General features: G+C 64.9%; 26 protein-coding genes. 8 read left to right on the forward strand and 18 right to left on the reverse strand.

Annotation, left to right across the window (positions count from 1 at the left end):
- Positions 1-9 precede the first annotated feature (9 nt).
- From GII31_RS15080 to GII31_RS15105, 6 genes are all read left to right on the forward strand, one after another.
- Positions 10-1551 (forward strand): acyl-CoA carboxylase subunit beta, encoded by a 1542-nt coding sequence (locus tag GII31_RS15080; protein WP_260840014.1) that lies wholly within the window; start codon positions 10-12, stop codon positions 1549-1551.
- 108 nt (positions 1552-1659) lie between these two features.
- The gene (locus GII31_RS15085) at positions 1660-2862 is read left to right on the forward strand and encodes a phosphotransferase (RefSeq protein ID WP_213244227.1); all 1203 of its coding nucleotides are present in this window, start codon (positions 1660-1662) and stop codon (positions 2860-2862) included.
- 82 nt (positions 2863-2944) lie between these two features.
- Positions 2945-3106, forward strand: a complete 162-nt coding sequence (locus GII31_RS15090; RefSeq protein WP_213244228.1) for a hypothetical protein — start codon at positions 2945-2947, stop codon at positions 3104-3106.
- Complete coding sequence (locus tag GII31_RS15095) at positions 3103-3690, forward strand: cytochrome c oxidase subunit 3 (RefSeq protein WP_213244229.1); 588 nt, start codon at positions 3103-3105, stop codon at positions 3688-3690. The genes GII31_RS15090 and GII31_RS15095 overlap by 4 nt, the downstream gene beginning before the upstream one ends.
- Positions 3687-3968, forward strand: a complete 282-nt coding sequence (locus GII31_RS15100) for a cytochrome C oxidase subunit IV family protein (protein WP_213244230.1) — start codon at positions 3687-3689, stop codon at positions 3966-3968. Before GII31_RS15095 ends, GII31_RS15100 begins: the two co-directional genes overlap by 4 nt.
- Positions 3969-4009: 41 nt before the next feature.
- Positions 4010-5065 carry an LLM class F420-dependent oxidoreductase gene (locus GII31_RS15105; protein WP_213250505.1) on the forward strand — a complete coding sequence of 352 codons (1056 nt, stop codon included), beginning with the start codon at positions 4010-4012 and terminating at the stop codon, positions 5063-5065.
- Positions 5066-5159: 94 nt separating this feature from the next.
- On the opposite strand, the gene GII31_RS15110 is transcribed toward GII31_RS15105, so the two are convergent.
- On the reverse strand, positions 5160-5414 hold the full coding sequence (locus tag GII31_RS15110) for a hypothetical protein (RefSeq protein ID WP_213244231.1): 255 nt from the start codon (positions 5412-5414) through the stop codon (positions 5160-5162).
- A gap of 159 nt (positions 5415-5573) precedes the next feature.
- Positions 5574-6950, reverse strand: a complete 1377-nt coding sequence (locus GII31_RS15115; RefSeq protein ID WP_260840015.1) for a DUF445 domain-containing protein — start codon at positions 6948-6950, stop codon at positions 5574-5576.
- A 232-nt stretch (positions 6951-7182) separates the two neighbouring features.
- Here GII31_RS15115 and GII31_RS15120 point away from each other — a divergent pair, with 232 nt between their 5' ends.
- A complete protein-coding gene (locus tag GII31_RS15120; RefSeq protein WP_213244233.1) occupies positions 7183-8070 on the forward strand; it encodes a PaaI family thioesterase in 888 nt (295 codons plus the stop codon).
- Between the two features lie 62 nt (positions 8071-8132).
- On the opposite strand, the gene GII31_RS15125 is transcribed toward GII31_RS15120, so the two are convergent.
- The 16 genes from GII31_RS15125 to GII31_RS15200 all read right to left on the reverse strand — a co-directional run bounded on the left by GII31_RS15125 (position 8133) and on the right by GII31_RS15200 (position 24074).
- A complete protein-coding gene (locus tag GII31_RS15125; protein WP_213244234.1) occupies positions 8133-8429 on the reverse strand; it encodes a cytochrome C oxidase subunit IV family protein in 297 nt (98 codons plus the stop codon).
- A gap of 3 nt (positions 8430-8432) precedes the next feature.
- Entirely contained in the window at positions 8433-9053 is a 621-nt protein-coding gene (locus GII31_RS15130; protein WP_213244235.1) for a cytochrome c oxidase subunit 3, read from the reverse strand.
- Positions 9050-9865 (reverse strand): hypothetical protein, encoded by an 816-nt coding sequence (locus tag GII31_RS15135; protein WP_213244236.1) that lies wholly within the window; start codon positions 9863-9865, stop codon positions 9050-9052. Before GII31_RS15135 ends, GII31_RS15130 begins: the two co-directional genes overlap by 4 nt.
- Before the next feature lie 35 nt (positions 9866-9900).
- Positions 9901-10911, reverse strand: coding sequence for an MlaD family protein (locus GII31_RS15140; protein WP_213244237.1), 1011 nt, complete (start codon positions 10909-10911; stop codon positions 9901-9903).
- Positions 10908-11855 carry an MlaD family protein gene (locus tag GII31_RS15145; RefSeq protein WP_213244238.1) on the reverse strand — a complete coding sequence of 316 codons (948 nt, stop codon included), beginning with the start codon at positions 11853-11855 and terminating at the stop codon, positions 10908-10910. Before GII31_RS15145 ends, GII31_RS15140 begins: the two co-directional genes overlap by 4 nt.
- Positions 11856-11890: 35 nt before the next feature.
- Positions 11891-12976, reverse strand: coding sequence for an MlaD family protein (locus GII31_RS15150; RefSeq protein ID WP_213244239.1), 1086 nt, complete (start codon positions 12974-12976; stop codon positions 11891-11893).
- Positions 12976-13968 carry an MlaD family protein gene (locus GII31_RS15155; protein WP_213244240.1) on the reverse strand — a complete coding sequence of 331 codons (993 nt, stop codon included), beginning with the start codon at positions 13966-13968 and terminating at the stop codon, positions 12976-12978. Before GII31_RS15155 ends, GII31_RS15150 begins: the two co-directional genes overlap by 1 nt.
- Complete coding sequence (locus GII31_RS15160) at positions 13956-14981, reverse strand: MCE family protein (RefSeq protein ID WP_260840016.1); 1026 nt, start codon at positions 14979-14981, stop codon at positions 13956-13958. Before GII31_RS15160 ends, GII31_RS15155 begins: the two co-directional genes overlap by 13 nt.
- Positions 14981-16033: an MlaD family protein gene (locus GII31_RS15165; RefSeq protein WP_213244242.1), complete on the reverse strand. Its 1053-nt coding sequence runs from the start codon at positions 16031-16033 to the stop codon at positions 14981-14983. Before GII31_RS15165 ends, GII31_RS15160 begins: the two co-directional genes overlap by 1 nt.
- Positions 16034-16060: 27 nt before the next feature.
- Positions 16061-17680: a phytoene desaturase family protein gene (locus GII31_RS15170; protein WP_213244243.1), complete on the reverse strand. Its 1620-nt coding sequence runs from the start codon at positions 17678-17680 to the stop codon at positions 16061-16063.
- Between the two features lie 53 nt (positions 17681-17733).
- Positions 17734-18798, reverse strand: coding sequence for a DUF7064 domain-containing protein (locus GII31_RS15175; protein ID WP_213244244.1), 1065 nt, complete (start codon positions 18796-18798; stop codon positions 17734-17736).
- 41 nt (positions 18799-18839) lie between these two features.
- Positions 18840-19961, reverse strand: coding sequence for a phosphotransferase family protein (locus tag GII31_RS15180; RefSeq protein WP_213244245.1), 1122 nt, complete (start codon positions 19959-19961; stop codon positions 18840-18842).
- A gap of 125 nt (positions 19962-20086) precedes the next feature.
- Positions 20087-20908 (reverse strand): hypothetical protein, encoded by an 822-nt coding sequence (locus tag GII31_RS15185; RefSeq protein ID WP_322974153.1) that lies wholly within the window; start codon positions 20906-20908, stop codon positions 20087-20089.
- Between the two features lie 285 nt (positions 20909-21193).
- Positions 21194-21811, reverse strand: a complete 618-nt coding sequence (locus GII31_RS15190; protein ID WP_213244247.1) for a TetR/AcrR family transcriptional regulator — start codon at positions 21809-21811, stop codon at positions 21194-21196.
- 119 nt (positions 21812-21930) lie between these two features.
- Positions 21931-23082: a CoA transferase gene (locus GII31_RS15195; RefSeq protein WP_213244248.1), complete on the reverse strand. Its 1152-nt coding sequence runs from the start codon at positions 23080-23082 to the stop codon at positions 21931-21933.
- A complete protein-coding gene (locus GII31_RS15200) occupies positions 23079-24074 on the reverse strand; it encodes a MaoC family dehydratase (protein ID WP_213244249.1) in 996 nt (331 codons plus the stop codon). The genes GII31_RS15195 and GII31_RS15200 overlap by 4 nt, the downstream gene beginning before the upstream one ends.
- Before the next feature lie 251 nt (positions 24075-24325).
- On the opposite strand from GII31_RS15200, the gene GII31_RS15205 reads away from it, so the two are divergent.
- Positions 24326-25486, forward strand: coding sequence for an acyl-CoA dehydrogenase family protein (locus GII31_RS15205; RefSeq protein WP_260840018.1), 1161 nt, complete (start codon positions 24326-24328; stop codon positions 25484-25486).
- The last annotated feature ends 22 nt before the right edge of the window (positions 25487-25508 follow it).

Below are 25508 nucleotides of genomic sequence, written 5' to 3' on the forward strand. Positions count from 1 at the left end.
GGCCGCCCAGTGCCAACGAGTTTCGACCAGATCGCCGCCGCCTACGCCGCCACCGCCGATCCGGCCCGACCCGGCCCGGTCACCGCCCAGCACGACCGGGGCAAGCTCAGTGCCCGGGAACGGATCTCACTGCTGTGCGGGGATGACTTCGCCGAATTCGGCGCCCTGGCCACCCCCGATCTCATCGCCGGACAACCACACGCCGAGAACACCTGCCTCCACGGAGACGGCGTGGTCACCGGGACCGGCTTCGTCGACGGCAGGCCGGTCACGATCGCCGCATTCGACTTCACCGTCCTCGGCGGCAGCAATGGCGACGTCGGCATGCGAAAGATCGGCCGCTGCATCCAGACATCACTGGATGACCGGATCCCGCTGGTGCTGCTGTGCGACGGCGGCGGGCACCGGATCCAGGAGGGCTTAGACTCCCGGCTTGCCGCACTCGGATCGACGATGCTCACCCGTCTGGTCGATCTGTCCGGCCTGGTGCCGACCGTGGCGGTGATGATGGGCCCGGGATTCGGGTTGGCAACCAATCTCGCTGCGCTGTGCGACTTCGTCGTGATGGTCCGGGGCATCTCGACGATGGGGATGTCGGCGGCACCGTTCGTGAAGGCCGGTACCGGGGAGGAACTGACCAACGAACAGATCGGCGGAGCCGACGTCCAGGCCCGCAACGGGATCGCCGACATCGCCGCCGACGACGAGCACGAGGCGCTCGACGCCGTCCGCGCCTACCTCAGCTACCTGCCGTCGGCAGCCGATGGGGACATCCCCCTGGGCAGTGGCGTGGAATCGAGCATCGACGCCGACGCACTGATCCCGGATTCACCGCGCCGCGCCTACGACGTCCGCGACGTCGTTGAGGCGATCTCCGACGCGGATTCACTGTTCGAGATCCGGGGCGCCGCCGCACCGAACATCGTCACCTGTTTCGCCCGCATCGGCGGAAAAGCTGTCGGCGTGGTCGCCAATCAGCCTATGCACCTGGGGGGTTCGCTCGACAGCGGAGCATGTGAGAAGGCTGCACATTTCATCGCCGTGTGCGACGCCTTCGGCCTGCCGCTGGTACTTATGATCGACCTGCCCGGTTTCCTGATCGGCACTGCCGCCGAGTCCAGCCAACTGGGACGCCGAAGCGGACGCCTGATGTATGAGCTGGCCGTGGCCACCGTACCGCGCTATGTGATCGTGATGCGCAAGGCGTACGGCGCAGCGTATGTCGCCATGGGCGGTGGCCGCAGTATCGACGCCGACCTCGTCGTGGCCTGGCCGACCGCGGAGATCTGCGCGATGCCCATAGACAGCGCCGTCGACATCGCCTACCGGCGTCAGATCGAGGCGGCCGATAATCCCGCCGCGCACCGCGACGCCGTCATCGACCGGCTGCGCGCCGGCGTCAACCCGCTGCGAGCCGCATCGGGTTTCGGTATCGACAACATCATCACCCCCGGACAGACCAGAGCAGCTCTCATCCAGGCCGTTCGGCGTGCCCGACGACGTCGCGACGTACGGGTGCCCGGGAAACGCCGTTCGATCTCACCGATCTGACGAGCACCATGTCCGAGTCCCTGAACTCAGGTCCACGAATTGCAGTGAAAGGATCGCGCCGTGCGCCCTGCTGATACTCCCCCGGCCCGCCCTGTACGGTCCTCGCTCATGTCCGCTGTACCCGAACCAGTACTGATGCTCGGCGCGGTCGCCCGAGTCGTCGGCGCCTCCGGTAGCGAAAAAATCCGGGGACGCCACAAGGTGAGGCGACCGGCCGAAACCCCGGCCACCGTTGACCAACTCACCGAGGAGTGGCTCACCGCTGCACTCGGCGCGCATGTCCCCGGTGCCACCGTCACCGCTTTCCGGCTCGGCGAGGGCTCGGACGGGACCAGTTCGCGCCGGGCGATTACCGTGGAGTGGAACGAAACCGGAACCGCAGCGGGTCTACCCACCGCGATATATTCCAAATCCACACCAACACTGCTGAATCGGCTACTGATCGGTACCACGGGCGCTGCGGGTGCCGAAGCATTGTTCTACCAAGATATTCGTCCCCACCTCGATATCGGCGCACCGGCCGGCTACCACGGATCGTGGGAGCCGCGATCATGCCGGTCAATGGTGCTCACCGAGGATGTCGCCACGACGCGAGGCGCGACATTCGCCGACGCATCAAGGATGTATATCGACAGGAGCAGCGCCGAGTCGATGGTCACCGAACTCGCCCGCTACCACGGCCGACTCTGGGAGGATCCTCGACTCGAAGGTTCCTGGAATCTACTGGCGGCCAACGACTGGCAACGAATGTTCAACGCACGCATCGGCTTCGACCGCGGTGCGACGGTGGCGATGCGCATGCTCCGCGAGGAGGTCCCTGACATACTACAGAACCGGAAGAAGGACATCCGGACCGCGCTGATGCGGTCGCTGGAGTACAACGTGGACGGACCAATGACATTGCTACACCAGGACGTCCATCCCGGAAACTGGTTTCGTCTGCCCGACGGTTCGCTGAATCTCTACGATTGGCAAGGCATCGGCCGCGGTGGCTGGGCACTCGATGTGAGCTATGCGCTCAGCGCGGCGCTGACCACCGACGACCGACGCGAGTGGGAGCACGACCTCATCGAACTATACGTCGACCGGCTGGCCGAGTTCGGGGGCAAACCCCCGACAGTTGATGAAGCGTTCCTAGCATACCGGCAACAGATGTTTCGCGGATTCATCTACTGGACATATACCCATCTCGTCGGCAAGATCTCGCCCCTTCAGCCCGAGGCGCACGTCCGCACCCTCGTACAGCGAACGGGGCAGGCCATCGTCGATCTCAACTCACTGCGCAGCCTCGACCGCGCGCCACGCTGGTAGCGAATCAGGAAAACTATGTCCACAGTGCGGGTATCTCAACTGCTGGATCGCGTTCACCTTCTCCTTCGATGTGCTGGCGCTGGTGATCCATCGCGGACCGTTCGCCTGGAACGGGGTTCTGATCTTCTGGCTCGCACTGTCCACGTACACGATATTTCTGGTGGTGATGGGACTGTTCGTCCGCTACTCGGCACTGCGGCCCGTGGCCGTCGACACCGACGACGAAGCGGAGCCCTCAAGATGAGCAAGACCGATACCGCACCGAGCGAAAGCGCTACCCACACAAGGCTACCCGCCGAAGCACCGTTCTGGGGTTTCGTCTTCGCCGATATGACGGTGTTTGCCGGGTTCTTCATCGCATATCTGTGGGAATTCGGCAGCGACCGATCCGGGTTTGCCCGCGAGGCAGCGCATGTGAGCGTGTGGCCGGGACTGATCAACACCCTGATCCTGCTGGCCTCGTCCTATGCCGTGGTGCTGGCGGTCCGCGCACAACGGGCCGGATCCGATCCGAGTACCCTGATCGCCTGGGCGCTGGGCGGTGCGGCGTGCTTCGCCGTCATCAAGATCACCGAATACAGCGTCGAGATCGCCGGCGATCACACCCTGACATCGTCGACCTTCTTCACGTACTATTTCGTGCTCACCGGATTGCACCTGATGCACGTCGCCATCGGCAGCGTGCTGCTGATGACGTGGAGGCACGGGCAGCGCACCGGCCGCAAGCAGTCGATTCGGTTCGCCGAATGCTGCGCGGGCTACTGGCACATGGTCGACCTGCTGTGGCTGGTCATCTTCTCGCTCGTCTACATCGGGAGCCACACATGAACGTCCGTTCTCCCCTGATCGCTCCTCGCGACCGGGCCACTGCGGTACTCCTGGTGCTGGTCGCTCTGACATTCGTGGCTCTGCTGGTCACCGTGCCGAGCATCAGCGACATCTTTAGCGTCCGCGGCGCCGCCGCCTGCGCAGCCGTACTCGCCTTTATCAAGGCACGTTTTGTCGCCATGGACTTCATGGAATTGCGCGGCACCACTGCGCAACGATTCGCCGATACCTGGTTGCTGGTCGTCGGCCTCATCTCACTCGTACTCATCCTGCGGTAACCCGCAATAGTCGCCTATCCGGAAAGATGCCCAGAATGTCAATGAAACTCGGTATGCAGGTGTACCGTGCGGAGAATTTCCGCGAGACTGTCGCCGCCATCGTCGATTATGAGCGCGTGGGAGTCGAACGTGTTGCCGTCCCCGAGGCGTACACCTTCGATTCGGTGACCCAGCTCGCCTATATCGCCTCGCGCACCGAACGGATCGAACTGCAGACCGGGATCCTGCCGCTCTACACCCGGACCCCCACCAACCTGGCGATGACCGCAGCGGGCCTCGACTACGTCTCCGACGGCCGGGCCGTGCTGGGACTCGGTGCGTCCGGCCCCCAGGTGATCGAGGGCTTTCACGGCGTGAAGTACGACTTTCCGATCGGCCGCACCCGCGAACACGTCGACATCTGCCGTCAGGTGTGGCGCCGGGAGAAGGTCGAACATCACGGCACCCACTACGACCTTCCGCTCACACCCGAACGCGGCGGCTCGGGTCTGGGCAAACCGCTCAAGCTCATGCATCATCCCGTGCGCGACCGGATCCCCATGTTGTTGGCCGCCACCGGCCCGAAGAACACCGCACTGGCCGCCGAGCTGTTCGAGGAGTTCCAGCCGTTCCTGTTCCATCCCGAACACGCCCGTGCCGCATTCGGCGACGCATTGCGCGAGGGAACCGCCAAACGCGATCCCGCGCTGCCGCCGTTGACGATCGTCGTGACCGCCTCGCTGCTCGTCACCGACGACCGGCAGCAGATCGAACGGGCCAGGCAGGCCGTCCGGGACCACGCAGCACTCTACATCGGCGGTATGGGTGCCCGCGGCAAGAACTTCTACAACGCGCTGGCCGTGCGATACGGATACGAGCGCGAGGCCGCACTGATCCAGGACCTCTATCTGGGCGGACGCAAGGAGGCGGCGGCCGCGGCGGTGCCCGACGACCTGGTGGACGCGATATCCATGATCGGCACGAAGTCGGCCGTGGCCGAACGCGTCGCGGCATTCGAGGCGGCGGGCGTCGGCTGCGCACTGGTCGAGCCGGTCGCCCCCACTCACCCCGAGCGTCTCGAGGACATGCAGACGCTGCGCGCGCTGATCGGCGGCTGACCGACAGATCCACCGCACCGACGGGATTCGCCGGATCTACGGGCGAATACCCCAGGGGCGGTGGATCGTCGTGTCTACCGTTACCGCGGTAGCGCTACTTGGCGCCGGCCTTGACCGCCGCCAGCCGGTCGACCTTCTCGGTGAGTTCACTGAGCGCGCACTTGAGGCCGGCGACCTCATCTGCGCTGGGCGAAGACGAATCTTCATCTCCGAGAGCCGATGTCGCCGCATCACGGGTCTTCTCCTCGAACTCCTGAGCCCGGTCGATCAGATCGTCGACGAGCGCCTTGCTGTCGTCGATCACGTCGCTGAGGAAGGTGGTGAAGGTGTTCTTGCGTCGAGCTCCCATGGGAGGTCTCCAATCTTGTGAGGGGGGTTCCGGTAAGGATTCGAGCGTTATTCTGCTCTGCGTAATACGCTACACGGAGCGTAATAGTGCGTCAACCCCCATTCTTGCCGACCGGAAGAATTTTGTGCTACCGATCTGAATCTGTTGTGCTGCAATCGATCATCTCGTCATATGCTCCACCAGGAGGACCTGGAGCTCACCGACGAGGAAGCCGAGCGCCGCACCGACCGCAATCAAGGTCTTCTCATCGGCACGGAAGGCGGGCCGCAGCACCCCTTCGAACTCCTGGGGCGTCATCGCGGCCATCTTCTCCGACATCGTGCCCTCGATGTCGAGGGTCTGCACCAGATATCGCTCCGCCGAGCCGAGCAGCAGATCGGGCAACACGTCCACCGCCTCGGATGCGAATGCCGCACACATCGGTTCGATCTGCGTCAGATCGAGGCCGACACCGGCGACACCCCTGGTCGGCCCGCTCAGCACGTCCAGCAAACCGTTCACCAGCCCGGTCGCCGACAGGCCCGCGATTCGCAGGGCGCCCAGGTCCAGGTCCCGGAACAGCGGCAGCTCCCGCAGTTCCAGGTCGACATAGCGATTGAGATCACCGAGTTCCTTGCACAACTCCGTCTCGAGCACCTGCGCGACCACGTTCACCACGTCGGCGGAATCGCCGCCGCCGCAGATACTCCGGATGAGTCTGTCGGGCGTCAACACCCTTGTCGCGATCAGCGAACCGTATTCCTTGGCCACCGGCACCCGGTGCTGCTGAAACAATCCCTGCCAGGTGACGAGGCCGAAGTACTTCTTCGGTTCCCGGGGGTAGAAGATCAGCCGCAGCGCCGCCCAGTCCGTGAACCAGCCGGTGAACAACCCGAACAGGGGCATGACCCAGGGATTGTGGGTGAGCGCCCAGACCGCGACCTGCACGAGGCCGATGAAGAATCCGAAGACGAGACCGCTGCGTCGGATGAACGCGAACTCCCGCCGCCCGACGTCCCGGAACATCGATTCCAGTGTGATCGGATCGTCCAGGAACTCCTTGGTCGCCATCGTCTGCAGGTCGAAGACGTCGTCGATACGATCGACGACCCCGTCGACCACCGCGACGATGGCATCGGGAGCCGACCGCTGGATCCGTTCGACCAGGAAGTCCTGCGCGAGCGGTGGGAGCACGCCCCACAGCGTCGGCTGATACTCGGCCAGCACCTTACGGGTGATCCGCGCGACCTCGGCACGCAACGGACGATCGATCAGCGCCGCGAGTTCGGCGGCATCGATCCGCTCGGCGATCTCCTGAGCATTGACCAGCCGGGGTGTCAGTGTCTCGCACAGCACGGTCACCATCTGCGGAGCCCGCTTCGGGATGATGCCCTGCCACCCCATCGGCCCGATGCCCTTGAACGTATGCGGACGGAACATCATCCGGATGGCGACGACCTTGGTGACCCAGCCGATCAGTGCAGCCACGAACGGCATCGCCACATAGATCGGCCAGTTCCGGTGGAAGTCGTCGGTGATCTGCGCCCATGTCTGCACTGCTCTTGCTTCTCCTACATGACTGCGTCCACCTGGCGCCCGGCCGATCGCCGGACGGAGATGACGCGCTTTCCACGTCAGGATGCCAATCTCACATATTTTATTCTGCATTAAATTCGTAATATGGCAGATGTCTCAGCCGCCAGGGGGTCGCGATCGATATCGAAGTCAAATTTGAATAGGGAGCGACCGGATCGTGCCCGGAACCCACAGCCCTTGCTACCGTGACCCTGTGCGCAACTCTCCCGAGCCCGGTCATCCCGATCCCCGGACCCTTCCCGCGACACTGCTCGCGAAGTTCACCACCGACCCCGCCGGCAACACCGCCGGCGTTCGGCTCGCCCATGCGACGGCCCCCGACGAGGTCGCGTTCGCCCAGCGGGTCCAGGCCTGGCAGCGCGACCGGCAAGGACGTGCGGGCCTGGCATCCCTCGGCATCCTCCTCGATGTCACCGCGGGCTCGGGCATCTACCTGCTGCGGCCCGAGAACGAATACGTGGTCTCGCACATCTCGGTGTCGATGGCCCCCTGGGAGGTCATCGGCGACGAGGTGATCGCCACCGCCTCCCCACTGGCGGTCGACGACCACACCGGTACCGGTCTGGCCACCGCCCGGATGGAATCGGGTACCACACTCATCGCGGCCGCACGATGCCGATCCGTGCAGACCGTGCGGCCGAACCTGCCCGACGACCTGCTCGCGGAGTTCCGGTCGGACCCCGCGGCGTTCGACGACCAGCAGCCGCTCTCGACCCACCTCGGTCTCACCCGGATCAACGACGGATCGTCGGCCGATCGGTTCGGCGTCCGCTGGCAGGTACCGGAATGGACACTCAACTCACTGGGCACCGCGCAGGGCGGCAGCATTCTCAGCGCGACCGCGGCGGTGACCGACATCGTCGGCGACGCACTGCGTGATGAGGGTGCCGGCGATTGCGCGCTGACCGACCTGAGCATCGAACTGATGCGATCGCCGAGCCCGTCGGCGGCCGGATACGAGTTCGCGGTGGACATCATCCGCCGTGGCCGTCGACTGGTCGTCATGACCATCGACCTGCGTGACGAGTCCGGGAAGCTGTTCGCTCGCAGTACCGCCACGCTGTGCCTGCGGACCCCGTGACCCCCCCCCCGGCGTGGCCCGGCGTGGCCCGGCCAGGGCGGTGGGTCCACAACGGCAGGGGTCTATAGGGGCGGGGCCGCCACGATGAACACCACGATCGCCACACCCGTTGCCACCAGCGTCGCGTACACCGCATAGGCGAGGCGGCGCGGCGCGTCCCGCAACTCCATGAAGTACGCGGCGACCACGATGGATTTGATGACCGCCAACGAGATGATCACGACGGCGGTGGCGTTCTCGGACAATCCGTGATTTGCCCCGAGCGCCCAGGAAACCACGGTGATCATCACCACTGCGAGCCAGACGGCACACGAGGACCGCAGCACCGGATCGCGTAAGAGGGAAGAATTCGTATCCATCGGTCACACCACCAAGAACAACAGCGGGGCCAGAAAGAGCCAGATCAGATCCACCATGTGCCAGAACACCGCGGCCCCGACGAAGTAGTCGGTGTCGTGTTTGCCCGGCAAAGGCCGTTTGGCCATCCGGCGGACGAGTTCGAGGACGAACATCCCGACCACGACATGGCCGAGATGCAGCCCGGTCAAAATGTAGTACAACATAAAAAAGTCATTGCTGTGCGGCGTGAGACCGTCGGCGGCGTGTGTCGACCACTCCACGACCTTCAACACGGTGAACGCCGCACCCAGACCCAGCGCGATCAGCATCGCGCCGTTGGCCCGGCCGATCCGTTGCGCCCGGTAGGCGACGACCGCCACCACCACCGCGAGCGAACTGGCAAGCAGAACCAGGGTCTCGGCCAGTCCCTGCGAAATCGACAGATGTGATTGCGCTGCGGCGTATCCCGCGCGATCAGAGCTCCGGTAGTACAGCAACACGCACAGCAGGACCGCGAACATCACGATGTCGCCGAGGATGATCAGCCAGAGTCCGGGTTCACCCGGCACCCGCCGGGGGTGCGCCGAGGGCCCTGAGTGGTTGTCGGCCACCGGTGGTGGCAACACAGATTCCCGAGTGGTCATACGACTGCCTCACCTTTCCTTGCCGCCGCGCCCCCGGCGGCGTCGCCGTCCGCCATGACCGCACGCCGGGCCTCCTCGGCCTCGTCCCTGACCGCGCGGAGCAACGCGTAGGTCATCGCTATGTACCAACTCGCGAACACAGCCGCCGGAATCCAGAATCCCAGCAGCCCGTTCCAGGCGAACGGCCCGACCTTGAAAAAGATGAGCAGGCTCGCCGGTGTCACGAGAACCGCTATCCACAGATTCACATAGGCGACCCACCGGGGAAACACAGGACGCCGGCGCCTGTCGCTGAATACCGATATCGCCAGCGGGATGTTCTGGCCGAGGATCGGCGGCCACGGCAGGATCAACATGATGTACGACATGTCGTTGAGCATCTGGGTCAGCTCGGGTGACCGCTCAGGGCGAAACCCGCCGACGATGAAAATCAACATGGGGATCAACAGCACAACGGTCGTGACGATGCCGGCCCCGAATTGCACTATGGCCAGTGCGGGTACCCCCGGTGCCGATCTGCGCATCTGCATACTGACGACGAAAAAGTAAGGCTGGGTCAAGAACACGCCGACCATGCCGAGAATCAGGCCCACCAACAGCAACGCCTGGTTGTCGGCGTATCGGTCGGCGACCTCACCCGGGGCGGCATCGGGCGGAATCATCGGTATGAAGCCGGCCATCAACCCCCAGCAACCGAACAGCAACAGCACGAATGCCGGGCCGCACCAGGCGCCGAATACCTGTATCCGCCGGGTCAACTCGATATCGGCGAGAACATCCTCGTCGGTGAACTTGTATCCGGTAGAGACCATTTCGCTCAACCTTCCCTGTCGGTACGCCGCATCACTCACCGACCGCCCACCCGGACCACCAGCCCGTCGCCGTCACCGGCCGTCGCCATCGCGGTCCGCATCAGATCGCTGACATCGACCGAACGCATCCGTTCGACGGCCGAGGTCACCGACGGCATGGATGCCACGCCCCATTGCTGGGCGGCGGGCGAGACATTGTCGAGCACCCGCTCGATCTTCTGCAGGAGCGGTCCGGCGACCTCGTTCAGCAGCCGCGGAGAATCCGTCGCGGGGACGAATCCGTCGCGATGGTCGGGCGTGTACTCCTTCGTCCCCGCCGCGATGCCGAGGAACTTCGAGAATCCCGTGCCGAAGTCGGCGATGGGTACGCCCGACGCGCGGGCGTAGGGGCTGATCGCCGCACCATGGTCGAGCCAGGTCTGGAACCTCTCGAGCAGATCCCGCAACGACCCCCGGGTCGTGAGCACCGTGGATTCGAGCAGGGCACCGGCCCTGGCCAATTGATCGATGACGACCGGGTCCGACACCAGCCCGGTGTTGGTCTCGGTGATGATCTTGCGGACATTGGTGACATTGACCTGCTCCAGCAATCTGGTCAGGCGGGCCGACAGCTCTGTGAAGGTCGTGGGAACGGTGGTGCGTGCACCGGTGAGCCGCACGCCGTCGGGCAATGCCCGGCCGGATTCGACCTGCGGTGTGATACCCAGGTAGCTTTCCCCCAATGCCGACAGATTGTCGACCCGGTAGTGCGAATCCTCCGGGATCCGGTACCTGGTCTTGTAGTTCCAGGCGATCTCGACGCCGGAGCCCGATGATGTCACCCCGACGATCCGGCCTATCGGGATCCCCAGATACAGCACCCGTGATCCTTCCACGAGACCGTTCGCGTCGGGGACGTGGAGCGTCGCGGTCCGCACATGCCGATTCTCGGTCACGCTGACGCCCACCGAGCCCAGGTAGGCCAGCGCCACGACGATCAGCGTGAGCAGTCCCGCGACCGACAGGGCCGATCGGGCGGCCGGCGCCGACAACCTCCGGCTCCTCATCGGACGGCTCCCAGCATTCGCAGCAGCCGGGTGATGGTCCCGATCATTTCCTGTCCCTCGGCGGCAGTGGCGGTGACGATGTTCATACGCGGACTCTGCACGAACGGAAAGAAGTTGTCGACCACGAACTTCCGGATCTGGTCATCGTTGCGGGCAACCGCGTGCACCCACTCGACCATGACGTCGGCCGAACCGTTCAGCCTCGTGAGCATCGGCATGAGCCACATACCCCCTTCGAACACGCTGCCGATGCTCGGCAGCAGTACGCCGATTCCACCGGATGCGTTCGACAGTTGGCTCCACCAGTGCATTCCCTTGGGGGCCAGCGCCTGCGACAGGGACGGCAGCCACCGGTTCACCGTGCCGGCGGTGGCATCGAGACCGTCGAGCATCTGGTCGATCCGACGGGTGTCGGCGGCCAGACTGCGCAGGTCGATCGACGCGATCCGGGCAACCCTTGTGGTCTGCTTCCTATGGGGCAGAGCAGTATTGGCCGACCTCATCACCTTCTCGATGTCTTGGATACTGCCGGCGTTGACAAAGTTGGCGACCACCGACAGCGTGTCCTCCAGCGGAGGTGCCGACGCCGTACGTTCGAGCTCGATGGTGTCTCCCTCAAGCAGTGGCGCGGACACCGAGGACAGTATCGCCACGTACGGGTCGCCCAGTACCGTGTCCTGCCGGATCGACGCGGCGGCGTCGGTGGTGATCCGCGAGTTCTCGCGCACCTTGGCCACGATGTCGACACGAGATCGGTGAAGCCGCACCGAGGACACCGACCCGATGCGCAGCCCGTTCAACGTGACATCGGTTCCGGTGGGCAGATTCAGCGCATCCGCGAACCGGATCGTCAGCGTCCTGTCGCCGCCACCGGACCGCACCGACGAGGTGAAGGTTCCGGGATCGACCGCACATCCGGCGACGATCAGGGCGGTCAGCGCCACGACCACACATCGTGACCAGTTCCTCCTCCGGCCGATCACCTCCGCACTTCCCCGAGCAGTCCCATGACATTGACCTTGGCAGCGGGCTCGGGCCCGTCGCGGAGCACCTGACAACTGCCTGTGCGAATTCCGTTGAGCTGTTGGCACAGTATTTCGGGCCGTTGGTGTTTGACGGTGACTGCCGGGCCGGACACGCGCACCGCCGCCCCCTTGCCCTTGACCACGGTCAGGGTGGCCGCGCTCGCGAGAGTCGGCAGCACGGTGAGCGCCTGGCTCACCGAGTTCACCTTGGCCATCGGAATCTCGGCCGTGCCGGCGAAGTCCAGCAGCCGGTAGATGTCCTCGCCGTATCTCCCCATGACGTCGTACACCATCTGCAACACCGGACTGAGCCCCCACATCATGTGATATAGGCCCGGCCACATCTCGTCGGCGCCGATCCGCATCGATGCCGGGAGTTTCCGGAATATCGAGGCGATGTCCCGCCACTGGTCGAGGACCGCGCCGGTCAGCGGACCGGTGGCCACGATGATGGCGCCGATGTCGGAGATCATCCGGTCCGGGTTCTTCACCGCCGACGATGCGGTCCGGAGCAGCTTGTCCAGGTCCGCACCGCCGCCGTCCATCGCTCGTGCGATCGCGTCGACGGAGTCCGCGATCGTGCGGTCATCGCCGCCGGGAGCCATCTCTTCGACGAGATCGGCGGCCGAACCCATGATCTCGGAAATGCTCTTCGGGGTGTGTGAGTTCTCCCGGGAGATGCATTCGCCGGGTTCGAGTGCATGCCCGGTCGAGTTGCCCACCAGTTCCAGCGATCTGTCGGCCAGCACCGACTTCGAACGGGTGACCGCCGCGGCCCCGGCCGGTATCGTGCGTCCTTCTTCCACGGAGAACCCGACCCGGACACCGGTACCGGCGGCCGAGATCGAGGTGATCTTGCCGAGTTCATAACCCATGCGTGTCACAGGATTTCCCTCGTACAGACCGATGGCGTCAGGCAGATAGGCACAGTAGCCCGACACCGACCTCGATCCGCGTGAACCCACGAACGCGACAGCCGCGACGACGACGGCAACCACCACACCCAGAACCGCGACATTGCGCAATCTTTGCCTGCTCATCAGCATCTCTGTCCTGGTACCGGCAGACACATCGATGTCGCGTCGATGATCCACTGCGTCGAGCGGTCCGGTGACGTGCCCCCGAGCAGGGTGAGGAGACCGTCGCGCGCCGGCCCCAACTGGGATACAAGTTTGTCGATCACCGTTGTCATCTCTCCTGCTTTGTCCCGCATCTGGTCGATGACGGGAAAGATCTCGTCGCGGTGGGTGAAGTAGAAGCGGGCGACCAGGGCCAGCCGTTCCAGAACGCTGCCCAGTTCTGCGTAGGCGCGTACGAATCCGACCCGATAGGTATGGAACTGCGACAACAGAATGTTGGCGCGCCGTACCAGATCGAAGATGAACACCTTGCTGTCATTGAAGGTGACCGTGTAGGAACTCGCCATCCGGAGGACGGACTCCACCTGTGACTTCTGCTTGTCGACAATGGCGGCCATCGTCTGCAGGCCCCGCATCGTGGTGCGCAGCGAACTCACATTGTCGGCGAGTCCGTCGGCCACCTGTCGCAGTGATTCGTCCACCGGCCGGCCGTCGACGTCATCGGTGACCCGCGGTAACTCCTGCAGGATATCGGCGATGGTGTAGGGAACGGTGACCCGTTCGGGCGAGATCTCGTGGCTGCCGGTGGTGACGGCGCCGCCGGGGGTCATGGTGACGAAGTAGCCACCCACCGCCGTCAGCAGCTCCACCCGCACCGAGGTCCGGTCACCGATCCGGATATCGCTGTCGACGTCCAGTGACACCCGGACATCGTTGTCGCGCAGGTCCACCGACGCCACCTTGCCCACCGATACCCCGGCGACGCGGACGTCGTCGCCGCCTTTGATCGCCGCCGCGTCACGGGTGGTGAACGAGACGGTCTGCCGTCCCGGCGGGGACAGGTAGAACCATGCCGCACCGGCGATCATCGCCGCGACGACTACACAGGCGGTGATACCGGCCAGCAGATCGTTTCCCGCCACAGCAGCACCGAGCTTCCTCAGCCGCGACATACGCTCACCCCGACACCGTTGACGAGAACCTGTGCGAGACCGGGCATGTCGAGCCTTCCCTTGGAGCACCGGTTGTCCTTGCCGTCCGCGACGGCCGGCAGCTGGATGCTCTGGATCATCGAGCGCAGCAGGCGCAGCGACTTCCAGGCATCATCGATGGTCGGGAAGGCCTCCGAGAGCTGGCGGTCGATTTCGCGCCCCTGCTCCAGCCCCAGCGCCTGCAGGAGGTGATCGATCTGCCGCATGAACGGTGGTCCGAATGTTGCGGCCTTGCGGAACTCGTCGAGCACCGAGTTGGCGGCGTCGATCGGGGTTTCCATTTCGCGGAGAAACTGGACGATCTGCGGCGATTTCCCACCCAGGGTGTCCGATATTCTCGACATATTGGTGACGAGCGCGGAGATCACCTGCCCCCGATCGGTGGTGTACCGGCTGAGCTTGTCCACGCTCGCCAGCATCGGGCCGAGGCCGCTTCCGTCGCCCTGTAGCACCGTCAGCGCGTTCTCGGTGAATCGGTTGATCTCGTCGGTACTCAACGTCTGCAACACCGGCTGCAGACCGTTGAACAGCCTCGTGATGTTGAAGGACGGCGTGGTGTTTTCGAGTCCTATGTGCCGCAACGTGTTTCCACTGCCATCCACATTCGCCAGATCGAGATACCGAACGCCGGACAGGTTGGCGTATTTCACCGCAGCCGTGGACCGACCGGTCACCCGGTGGTTCTTGTCGAGCGTGAATGAGACCACCGACCGGACGCTGTTGGTGGTGGCGTCCTGTTCGAGGTCGATGGCGGTGACCTTGCCGACCTTGACGCCGCGTATCCGGACATCGGCGTTGGGCCGCAGGCCGGAGGTGTCGGTGAAATCTGCCGAGTAGTCGTCGGTACCGCCCCTGATCGGCGTGGTGATGCCACCGATGATGAGCATCATCAGCCCGGCGGCCACCACCGCCGCCAGACACAGCCGCCACAGCGGCGACAGGACGCGCACCGAACCCGCTAGCCTCTCCCGCATCATCGACCGCCATTCGCCGGCCGGTCACCGGCCTGGGCGGCGCGGGAGCGGTTCGATTCGAGGAGGACCTTGAGATTCAGTACCGGCCCGCCGTCGGGCCCTGCCGTGAACGCTCCGTTCAGTCGCCGCAGGAGGTCACCCACCGATTCGGTGTTCACCGCGCCGGCACCGATGTTGGGCAGGAGTTCGGATGCCTTCCCGATGACCGCCGTCGCGGGCGCGAGCTTGTCGGCGTTGCCGTTGAGCAGGCGCCCGACCAACGTGAAGAAGTTGTCGGCCACCGCGTACAACGATTCGGCGAGGCGGTTCTGCATCTCATCGCCCGTGGGGTGCAGCGGACTGCGGTAGATCGAATCCACCGCCACACTGATCCCGTTGACGAACGGCGGCAACGAGCCGACCACCTCGTTGTACCGGTCGATCAGGTACGCCGGGGTCTTGCGCTGCACCTGGGCGACCTCGTCGGCGAACACGACGCCGGCATGGAAGAGCGGTTCGAGCGTGTCGGCGTAGGTCAGCACCCGGTCGATCGAGTTCACCATGTCCTGTTGCAGTGTTCCGCCGGTGACGATCGAGGCCTGCTCGATCATCGTCGCCATGGTGTTGTCGGCCAGGTCGCGGCGCATCACGCGGGCACCGTCGCGCAGGGGCCCGGCGTTCGGGCTCCCGGCCTCGACGATCGTGACCGCACTGATGCCGAAGTAGTTCTTCGGCCGGAAGTCGAGTTCGAGATCTTGTTTGACGCCGTCGATCAGCCCGCGCCGCAGCGTGGCCGACAGTTCCGCCGTGCCGTCGTCGCGGGACGTGAGCGCGGTGACGGTACCGACCTCGACACCGTGCAGCATCACCGCGGTGCCCTCATCGATACCAGCACCGACCCTGTCGGTGACGATGGAGACCCTCACCGCATCGTCGCCGTCCGACCGCAATGCGGGTACCACCGCCGTTCCCACCACCAGCGCGGCCGCCACGGTGGCCGCCCCCACCGCGCCGGTACGCCGCAGCCTGCGTTGCCGAGCCCGCTCCGAGCCGACCAGAAACCCCGAAACCATCGGTCACCTATCCGCTGTCGCCGACGCCTAGCGCCGCTTCGCCTCGACGCGGAGTGCCTCTTCGGCCGCGAGCTTGCCCGGCAGCGCGCACACACCGCCGACCGGATGGGTGCCCGCCCCGCTCAGGAACAGCCCGTCGATGGGCAGGCTGTAGCCGCCCAGCCCCGGTGCCGGCTTGAGCGGACCGAATCGGGTGATCAGCGGATCGACATGGTAGACATTGCCGGCCGGCGCGTTGAACCTCTCCTCGATGTCCGGTCCGCCGAGGACCCGGCGATCGATCTCCAGGCTGTCCAGTCCCTTGTAGTAGAGGGCGCAGTCGCGCAGCACGGCATCGCCGATCTTGTCCCGCACGTCATCCCACGGTTCGCGTGGTGTCACCGGGATGACGCCGGACCAGAACCAGAATGTGCTCTGGCCCTGCGGTGCCTGAGTCGGGTCGACCGCCGACGGGATCATCGAACAACTGTTGGGCACGATCTCGGGCCATTCACCCCGCACCACAGCGTTCCACGCCGCGTCCTGCTCTTCGAGCGTATGCCAGGACACGAGGTGCTTGCGGATGTCGAGCCCGTCGCCGCGCCACTGCTCGTGCCGCTCCATCGACACCTCGCCTTCGAGCGCGACGTTGATCTTCAGCGACGTGGCATGGGTCTTCCGGATCGGGATGTCCTTGGCACGGGTGGCCAGCCTATGGTCCAGGGCGTCCTCGGGCAGCAGCTCGCCGAACGTCACCACCGGATTGCAGGCACTGATGATTCCCTTGCGCGCGCGCACCGTCCGCCCGTCGACGAGTTTGACCGCGGTCGCGCGGCCGTGCGAGAGAACGATTTCGGCCACCGGCGAGTTCGGGTGAATGGTGCCGCCGTGCGCCAGTAGATACCGGGCGATCGCCGCGGGCAGCGCACCGGTACCGCCGATCGGCATCGCATTGGGAACCTTCTGGACGATGCCCAGGTAGATCATCGACCATGCGGTCATGTCCAGGCGCATCTGGGAGAACGCCGCCATCGCCGCCAACGCGCCCTTGGGCAGCTCCGTCTCGAAGGTCTCCTCCAGAAACTCCGTGTGCGATGCCGTCGCGAAATGAATCAGTGGTGCAAGCCTTTTCGGGTGCGCAGAGGCGCGCAGTATCGCTTTGCCGAGCTCTTTCGACCACGGCCGCAGCGGATGGGTCTTCATGTAGGCGACCGCGATGTCCATCGCGGGCGCAAGCGCGTTCGCCAGTTCCAGCCAGGTGTCGGCGTCCTTGCGGGAGAACCTGCGCAGTTCGTCGGCGGTACGGCTCGCATCGGTCCAGATCGCCAGCGAGCTGCCGTCCGGTGCGAGTTGCACGTGGGCGGGATCCACCGGGATGAGGGTGAGACCGTACTTGTGCAGTTCCAGGTCCTCGGTGACACCGGAGACGTTGTAGATGCCGGTGGCCTGAATGGCGCCCTCGTTGAATCGGTGCCCCGGCGCCTTCGGCATGATCGCATTGGTCGAGGTCATTCCGCCGAGCGTAGGCGAGGTCTCCACGACCGTCACCTGATGGCCGGCGCGGGCAAGATAGGAACCGGCGGTCAATCCGTTGTGTCCGGCACCGATGATGAGATAGTCGGTCTCAGCGGGCAATTCGTATGCGGACAGGTCGATGTCGGTGATCATGAATCAGTAGGCTCCAGATAGTGAAGGGTCATCAGAAATTCGGCTGATCATTGTCAGCGGCCGGCTGAGGTCACGGCGCGACGGCGATTGTTCATCACATTCTGATATTTGTCGTACCACAATTCCTGGTACGTCGAATGCGTCACCCGGCCACGTCCGTCATCCCAGCGGTAGACGGTGTCCCGGAACGATGCGTTGGGCCATGCGGGCACATTCGCCGCCGCGATGGCCTCACCGGTGAATCGGTACACCGTACCGTCGGCGGCTTCCGCCTCGACGGTCTGCCGGGTCACGACGTCGAGGGTCGGGTGATACTCGTGTGCCTGACGATGCACGCGCACGATCTCCTTGGTCACCCCGTTCTCCACCACCCAGGCAAAATGGTGCGTCGGTGCGCCGGCCGGGAACTCGAAGGCATCGGCCCACGCCGGGTCGGTGTCGGGATGTTCGACGCTGATCTGGTTGAAGATCAGATCCTCGCCGAAGTACATCGGCGACCAGCCCACCGGCGGCATCGGACGAGGACCGCCGCGGCGTTCTTCCCGCACCTGACCCCAGGACCGGTCCCGGGGATAGTGGCTGTCAATCGCGTACCGCTCACCGTGCAGCGTGAGGGTACCGGTCACATGCATGAACTGTTCGGAACCGCCCGTGGCCGCCACCGTGGTATCACCGTGATGATCGTCCTCACCGGGCACGATGTGCCCGCGGGCCAGCAGCGGGGTCACCGCTTCGTGGACCGTGTCGAATGCCACGGCGCCGTCACCGCTGTCGAAGGCCACCCGGATTCGGGACCCGGGTTCGAGGAACTCCACGCGCAGCCCGTTCGCCGTGGTGTAGGCGTTGTCGACGACCTCGGGCCAGGGCATCGTCATCTGATAGTCCTGGAAGAGATTGTCGGTGGTGTGCACATTGTCCATGCCCTGGAACAGGACCGGACCGCCCTGGATCAGGCCGAAGGCGGGCATCCACCGCACATAGAGGAAGGCACCGATCTGCGCCTCGGGCACGGCGAAGCCGAAATAGTGGGTATGAATCGTGTGCGGATTCCACTGCGCGCCGTCGGCGGGCCGGGCCAGCCACAGATCGCTTTCGCCGGGTTGGGTTACCAGTGACATAGTCGTAATTCCTTCGGTCGTAGATCCTGCGGGCGGTTCGGTCAGTTGCGGTTGCCGATGAATGTCTGCGCGTCGCCGTCGGGTATGTCGAACCCGATCAGACCGGCGAGAAGTTGACTGGCCGGGTTGTTGAGCTTCATCGGGGCGTCCGGGGGCAGGAACCCGATCTCGATCATCAGACTGCCCGCCCGGAACATGATCGCCGAGAGGCGGACCGCCGCGAAGACCTCGTAGTAGTGCAGGTCGTTGACCGGTTGACCACTGATGCGTTCGTAGGCCGCCACGATGGCCTCGCGATCGGGGATACCGTCGGGCCGGGGCACCCCGATCCCCTCGGTGTGGTGCCGCAGGATGAAGATCCACCACGCGAGATCCATTTCGCGCGTGCCGAAGTCGACCATCTCCCAGTCGATGGTCGCCAGCACCGACAGATCGTCGCCGATGATCTGGTTGCCCAGCCGCGCGTCGCCCCAGTTGAGCACGGTCGGCCCGACGACGGCGGGCCGGTTCTCCTCGAGCCACCGGAAGCCGGCGTCGATCGTCGGGCTCGACTCGCCCGCACCCGCCCAGCGGTAGTACTCGCGCCAGATCTCCAGGTGCCGTGTGATGAGTTCGTCGCCGTCGGCGCCGGAACTGTCAAGTGCGGGAAGGGCTGCCGCCTGTCGGTCGACGGCGTGGATCGCGGCCATCCCGGCCAGCGAGTTCTCCACCAGGACACCCTGCTCATCGGCCGGCAGTTCGGCGACCCAGCCGGCCGCGGTGAAGGGCGGGTCGTCGGCCGCGATTCGCCCGTCCACCCGCGACAGCACCAGGAACGGGGCACCCAGCACCGACGAATCCTCCTCGTACCACCACGCTTTCGGGATCGGTACGCTGCCGGTGTTGTACAGCGCGTTGATCACCGCGAATTCGCGGTCGAGGCGATAGTGCTGGAAGATCCCCGGTGACGACGGGGCGACCCGGGCGACGAGCTGATGGGCGACCCGCGTACCGTCCTCGGTCCATGCGGCGCCGAAGAGCAGGGTTTCGGCGGAGAGCCCGGCCGCCGACGGTGTGTTCACGTCCGAGACCACGATGTCACCTGCCTCGGGCAGCTTCTGCTGCAGCCACTTTTCCAGTGCCCGGGCGGCCTCGGCCGGATCCGTCGAATTCTGTAGTGCCATTTTTTTATTTCCCTTCGAAAATGGGATCAGTTGTGCGGGAGCCTCTATCGACTGTTATTGATCGACGATGTCTGTGGCAGAACAACTATGCCTGTGACCGATTGACTGCCTCTGTGACCGATTGACTACGTCTGGGGCTGGATGTCCTTCTGCAGCAATGGCTCGCTGTCGACGGGGATACCGAAGATCGCGGCTTTGACGATGCCGAGTTTGGAGGTGATCAGCACCTCGTCGTCCGGCCGGCAGACCACGAAGGACAGGATCCACACCGCGGTGATCGCGAGTCCGAGCGTCACCAGCCATGCGAGATGGGACACCACGAGCGAGGTGTTGAGATTGAGCGCTGTCCACATCGGCCATGCGGTGGCTCCGTTGGCGATTCCGTCGGCCATCGGGATAAATGCGATGACCAGGGCGATCTTCCACCCCTGCAGATGCGGAAGCAGTCGATAGATCAACGCGCCGGCGGTCATCGGCATGATCGGATTGACGCACACCCACCAGAGCGGAAGACCCCAGAAGTTCAGCGGCTGTGGGCCGTAGTACTCGTACGCGCCCATCAACACACCCGGGCTTTCCAGGAAGATATTGATGAAGACGTCCATGACGTACAGCTGGAATATCCCCTTGACCGTCACGCCGTTGGAGAAGATGCGGTAGGCGAGGTAGGCCAGACCGCCCACGTACCAGATATATACGAAATTGATGAACAACGGAAAGTCGCGACCGAATGAGGAGAAGGTGGTCATCATCGCGCCTTCGCGGATGTAACACAGACCCAAGGTGTCGACTATCGGCTCGAATTGGCACGCGAGCGCACCGCCCAGCAGGCACATCAGCAGCAATGGGCCGCGGCCGGTCAGCAGGTGCCGGATGGCGAAGAACAATCCGATCGCAACCGGAAGCCCGAGGAAGATCGTGAAGATGATCTCCGCCGACTCCGGCATCTGCGTCGTCGGGTGGGCCGGTATAGCCGGCGCGGCGAGGATGAAAGCGGGGTGCAACGTCACTCCTGTCGTCGAGGACGGGGGCTTGACCGGACTCGGCCTGGATATGGCGGCGTGGTCGCCTGCCATTTGGAACGTGACTCACATTACACCACGAATGAAGGAGAACTCAAGACTGAAAATTAGTTCAGACTAGAAATTGTGCACAACCGGCACAGCCCCGGCCGGTCGGGGCCGACGGTGCCTTCGGCAGTAGACCGCGCGAGCGGCCGGAGTGTGTTCGGATCAGATGACGGAAGCGCGGCTGACGTGCGCGGCGTCCGCGGCGTCCAGACCCAGCGCTCGCAGGACGACCTCGGCATGGGTGACCTCGGTGCCCTCACCGAAATTGCCGTCGACGATGCCGCGGATCAGCGACAACGATCCCCCGATGATCAGGTTGAGCATCAGATCCACGTCCGGGGTGGAGAACCGGCCCGATTCGATACCGCGATCGACCAACGCCCGTGCGTACGGGTACATCGCGTGCTCGAACAGCGGACCCGCGTGGTTGAGGTTGATGAGCAACCGCGCGAACCCCGGATCGTCGAAGGCCAGCCGCACGATGCGGCGCGCGGCCCGGGCGACGCCGTACGCGGGGTCCTGCGACTCATCGTCGGACTGCACCGACGTGCGCGCGAGCTCTTCCAGGGTTTCGGCGACAACCGCGTCGACCAGGTCGTCCTTGGTCTGGAAATAGTTGTAGAACGAGCCCATGGCAACATCGGCACGTTCGGTGATGTCCTGGATACGCAGGCCCGCAACGCCCTTCTCGGCGATCAATTCCCGCCCCGCCGCAGTGAGGTTCTGCCGCGTCCGGGCGCGACGGCGCTCGGTCCGGGTCTGCGCGGGTGGCGTTGACATTGCCCCAGTATGTCACGATTGAAATCTCATTCAAAAGCACAGCGGGCCGCACCACGGGCCGGCCGCACACCACAGCGGCGCGACGACGGCCTCGTGCCGCCCCCGCGCCGCCGCCGGAACTATCCGAACGCTGTGCCGTTGTCCGCCCCGAGCGCCGGTGCGGGTCCGGTGTGATAGTGCTCGCCGTCGAACACGGCGGGCAGACCGGCCGCGAGATACTCGCCGAGACCGGGTTGGACGAGCGGCGCGAACAGCGGGTTGCCGGTCAGATCGGTACCGGCGACCTCTGCGAAGTCGCGGTAGCGCTGCGACAGTACCGACGACGATGCGAGTGCTTCCTCGACATCGGCGGTGGTATGCCGGGCGAACCAGGCCGCGAAGAGCGGGGTGAGCACCGCACGGTGATTGAATCGGTCGGTGTCGGTGGAGAAATCGGCCCCCAGCGACTTCTCCACCGCGTCCACCGCGTCGGTGGTCCCGGTGAGCCGCACCAGATCACGGAAATGCCGGGGCGTCAGGGCGACGATCATGAAGCGCCCGCCGTCGGCAGTTTCGAAATCGGTTCCGTACGTGCCGTAGACGTCGTTGCCGGTGGCCGGCCGCACCGCTCCGTTCACCTGAGGTTCGGTCAGATAGCCGAGGGCTCCGGCGATCGCCAGCGCGGTGTCCTCCAGCGGCAGCGTGATGCGGGCACCGGTCCCGGTCTGTTCGCGGCGGCGGACCGCCGCCGTGATCGCCAGCGCGGCATAGATTCCGCAGACGACATCCCAAGCGGGCAGAACATGATTCACCACTCCGGCCGGTTCACCGGCCGCATCGAGCGGACCGGTGATCGACGGAAAGCCGATACCGGCGTTGACGGTGTAGTCGACACCGGGTGATCCGTCGGATCGACCGAGCAGCTCCAGGGTGATCACATCCGGCCGGAGCGCGGCCAGCGTGTCGTGGCTCATCCATTGGCGCCCACCGGCATTGGTGACCAGAATGCCACCGCCGGGACCCGAGCCGGTCACCAGATCCTGCACCGACGTCTGACCTTCGGGCGACCGCAGATCGACGGTCACCGACTTCTTGCCCTTGTTCAGCCCCGTCCAATAGATGGAGTGGCCGTCGGAGGTCAGCGGCCAGCGGTGGACATCGGCTGCGCCGCCGACCGGATCGATCCGGATCACTTCGGCGCCGAGCTGCGCCAGGGTCAACCCGCACAGCGGCGAGGCGACGAAACTCGACACCTCCACCACCCGGATACCCTCGAGCGGACGGGCGCTCATGCCATCACCGCCCGGAACCGCCAATCCAGCACATCACGTGCGCTGCCATCGGATTCATGCGCGAAGACACGCGAGCGCAGGGTGAGGACACCACCGGAGGCGGCCTCGGCGGCCTCCTCGACATGGAGTTCGCTCGACAAGGTGTCACCTTCGTGGACGGGTCCGGTGTGATCACAGGAATCCCACGACACCACCGTCACCAGGTTCGGCAGCGCCCGGGTGGCCTGGGCCAGTGCCAGCCCGATCGTGTGCCCCCCGTAGACCAGGCGGCGGCCGGCGATCCGTTGATCATGGTGGGTGGCAGCGACATTGAGTGAAAGGCGGGCCAATTCCGGTGCGCTCGACACCACATCGCCGCTCGACAGGTAGACGTTGCCGACGAGGTCGGTGGTGAAGTGTTCACCCGAGACCTCCGTGCGATAGCGCGCGAGGTCCCATGGCGGGAGCACCGGTTCGGGCGGGTCGGCCGGCCCGATCGCCGACAGGTCGTCGGCGTGGACCACCCGGTCCGGGTCCGCGTCGGCCGACAGCGCGATCATGGCACACCGGTGGAAGTCGAGCACGGTCTCACCGTGCTGATCGACCGTCACCATGTGCAGCGCCGCCAATCCTGTTGCGGCACGGCCTGGTCTGGTCGAGTTCTCCTTGAGTCCCACCACCTCGGTGGTGGTGGTGAGCGTGTCGCCGATGAGCGGGTACCGCAGGAACCGCAGGCCCCGGTAGAACAGATTCGCCTTCACGTGGTGAGTGACCAGAGTCGACTGCCCGATCGCGAGATCGCAGACCAGACCTGGATGGGCGGGTGGTCCCCCGCCGGTCACCGCGTGTGCCAGCGTCGCGTCGAGGGGAAGCCGGAGCCGATCCCCGAGGATCGCCTGGTGGCTCGCCGCCAGACCATCGGTCAGCGTGATCGACGGTGCTCCGTCGAAGACGTCGCCGACGGACAGGTCATCGAAGTAGGGGCCTCCGACGCGGATTCGCTCGTCTGTCATCGATGGTGTCTCGATTCTCGGTGAGGTGATGGTGGTAACCAGGTCTCAAATGTGCGGCCAAAAAACGCCCCTCCTGTTCTAGCAGATCGTCGGCGTCAGGAGAAGTGCGCCTTCGCACATCCTGCGTGAACAGGATATTTACTACAGAATAGCCCTGATAGCTCGGTGAATACCGAGCCGTAACTTGACTTACGAACCCGGTAGCGACAATATGGCCGTACAAATCTGGGCAGTACGACGCGAGGTGTCAGATGAACGCAACAGAAGATCTCAATGCCGAAGAAACGATGCTGGTCGAGACGGTGCGCGCGTTCGTCGACCGCGATGTGAAGCCGACGGTGCAGCAGGTCGAACACGACAACGCCTACCCCGAGACGTGGATCGAGCAGATGAAGCAACTCGGCATCTACGGACTGGCCGTCCCCGAGGAATACGGCGGCGCGCCGGTGTCGATGCCGTGCTACGCGCAGGTCACCCAAGAGCTGTCCCGCGGCTGGATGAGCCTGGCCGGTGCGATGGGCGGGCATACGGTGGTCGCCAAGCTGCTGACCACCTTCGGCACCGAGGAGCAGAGGCAGAACTATCTGCCACGGATGGCCTCCGGTGAGCTGCGTGCGACGATGGCGCTCACCGAACCCGGCGGCGGTTCGGACCTGCAGAACATGGCCACCGTCGCCCGGGCCGACGGCGGCAATCTGGTCATCAACGGCTCCAAGACGTGGATCTCCAACGCGCGCCGATCCGGCCTCATCGCACTGTTGTGCAAGACCGACCCGAAGGCAGAACCCCGCCATCGCGGGATCTCGATCGTACTCGCCGAACACGGACCGGGGCTGACCGTGTCCCGGGATCTGCCGAAACTCGGTTACAAGGGCGTCGAAACGTGCGAACTGTCGTTCGACGACTACCGGGTACCGCGGTCGGCGATCCTGGGCACCGTGCCGGGCAAAGGTTTTGCGCAGATGATGAAGGGCCTGGAAACCGGCCGCATCCAGGTCGCCTCCCGCGCATTGGGTGTCGCGACCGCGGCCCTGGAGGACGCACTGCGGTACGCGCAGGAACGCGAATCCTTCGGGCAACCCATCTGGAAGCACCAGTCCGTCGGCAACTATCTGGCCGATATGGCCACCAAACTGACCGCCGCCCGCCAGCTCACCTGGCACGCGGCCCGTCGCTTCGACAGCGGCGAGCGCTGCGACATGGAGGCCGGGATGGCCAAATTGTTCGCATCGGAGGTGGCGATGGAGATCGCGCTCAACGCCGTCCGGATCCACGGCGGTTACGGCTACTCCACCGAGTTCGACGTCGAACGCTACTTCCGCGACGCGCCGCTGATGATCGTCGGTGAGGGCACCAACGAGATCCAGCGCACCGTGATCGCCGGACAGCTGGTCGCCCGTGGCGGCATCTGACACGCCGTCGTGACCGCGACCC

This window comes from Gordonia pseudamarae, assembly GCF_025273675.1.
Lineage (GTDB): Bacteria > Actinomycetota > Actinomycetes > Mycobacteriales > Mycobacteriaceae > Gordonia > Gordonia pseudamarae.

Bases quoted from the DNA above. Each gene is read 5' to 3' on its own strand.
- GII31_RS15085 (WP_213244227.1), top strand. From the start codon at position 1,660: ATGTCCGCTGTACCCGAACCAGTACTGATGCTCGGCGCGGTCGCCCGA.
- GII31_RS15095 (WP_213244229.1), top strand. From the start codon at position 3,103: ATGAGCAAGACCGATACCGCACCGAGCGAAAGCGCTACCCACACAAGG.
- GII31_RS15100 (WP_213244230.1), top strand. From the start codon at position 3,687: ATGAACGTCCGTTCTCCCCTGATCGCTCCTCGCGACCGGGCCACTGCG.
- GII31_RS15105 (WP_213250505.1), top strand. From the start codon at position 4,010: ATGAAACTCGGTATGCAGGTGTACCGTGCGGAGAATTTCCGCGAGACT.
- GII31_RS15110 (WP_213244231.1), bottom strand. From the start codon at position 5,414: ATGGGAGCTCGACGCAAGAACACCTTCACCACCTTCCTCAGCGACGTG.
- GII31_RS15125 (WP_213244234.1), bottom strand. From the start codon at position 8,429: ATGGATACGAATTCTTCCCTCTTACGCGATCCGGTGCTGCGGTCCTCG.
- GII31_RS15130 (WP_213244235.1), bottom strand. From the start codon at position 9,053: ATGACCACTCGGGAATCTGTGTTGCCACCACCGGTGGCCGACAACCAC.
- GII31_RS15135 (WP_213244236.1), bottom strand. From the start codon at position 9,865: ATGGTCTCTACCGGATACAAGTTCACCGACGAGGATGTTCTCGCCGAT.
- GII31_RS15140 (WP_213244237.1), bottom strand. From the start codon at position 10,911: ATGAGGAGCCGGAGGTTGTCGGCGCCGGCCGCCCGATCGGCCCTGTCG.
- GII31_RS15150 (WP_213244239.1), bottom strand. From the start codon at position 12,976: ATGAGCAGGCAAAGATTGCGCAATGTCGCGGTTCTGGGTGTGGTGGTT.
- GII31_RS15155 (WP_213244240.1), bottom strand. From the start codon at position 13,968: ATGTCGCGGCTGAGGAAGCTCGGTGCTGCTGTGGCGGGAAACGATCTG.
- GII31_RS15160 (WP_260840016.1), bottom strand. From the start codon at position 14,981: ATGCGGGAGAGGCTAGCGGGTTCGGTGCGCGTCCTGTCGCCGCTGTGG.
- GII31_RS15165 (WP_213244242.1), bottom strand. From the start codon at position 16,033: ATGGTTTCGGGGTTTCTGGTCGGCTCGGAGCGGGCTCGGCAACGCAGG.
- GII31_RS15170 (WP_213244243.1), bottom strand. From the start codon at position 17,680: ATGATCACCGACATCGACCTGTCCGCATACGAATTGCCCGCTGAGACC.
- GII31_RS15175 (WP_213244244.1), bottom strand. From the start codon at position 18,798: ATGTCACTGGTAACCCAACCCGGCGAAAGCGATCTGTGGCTGGCCCGG.
- GII31_RS15180 (WP_213244245.1), bottom strand. From the start codon at position 19,961: ATGGCACTACAGAATTCGACGGATCCGGCCGAGGCCGCCCGGGCACTG.
- GII31_RS15185 (WP_322974153.1), bottom strand. From the start codon at position 20,908: ATGCCGGAGTCGGCGGAGATCATCTTCACGATCTTCCTCGGGCTTCCG.
- GII31_RS15190 (WP_213244247.1), bottom strand. From the start codon at position 21,811: ATGTCAACGCCACCCGCGCAGACCCGGACCGAGCGCCGTCGCGCCCGG.
- GII31_RS15195 (WP_213244248.1), bottom strand. From the start codon at position 23,082: ATGAGCGCCCGTCCGCTCGAGGGTATCCGGGTGGTGGAGGTGTCGAGT.
- GII31_RS15200 (WP_213244249.1), bottom strand. From the start codon at position 24,074: ATGACAGACGAGCGAATCCGCGTCGGAGGCCCCTACTTCGATGACCTG.
- GII31_RS15205 (WP_260840018.1), top strand. From the start codon at position 24,326: ATGAACGCAACAGAAGATCTCAATGCCGAAGAAACGATGCTGGTCGAG.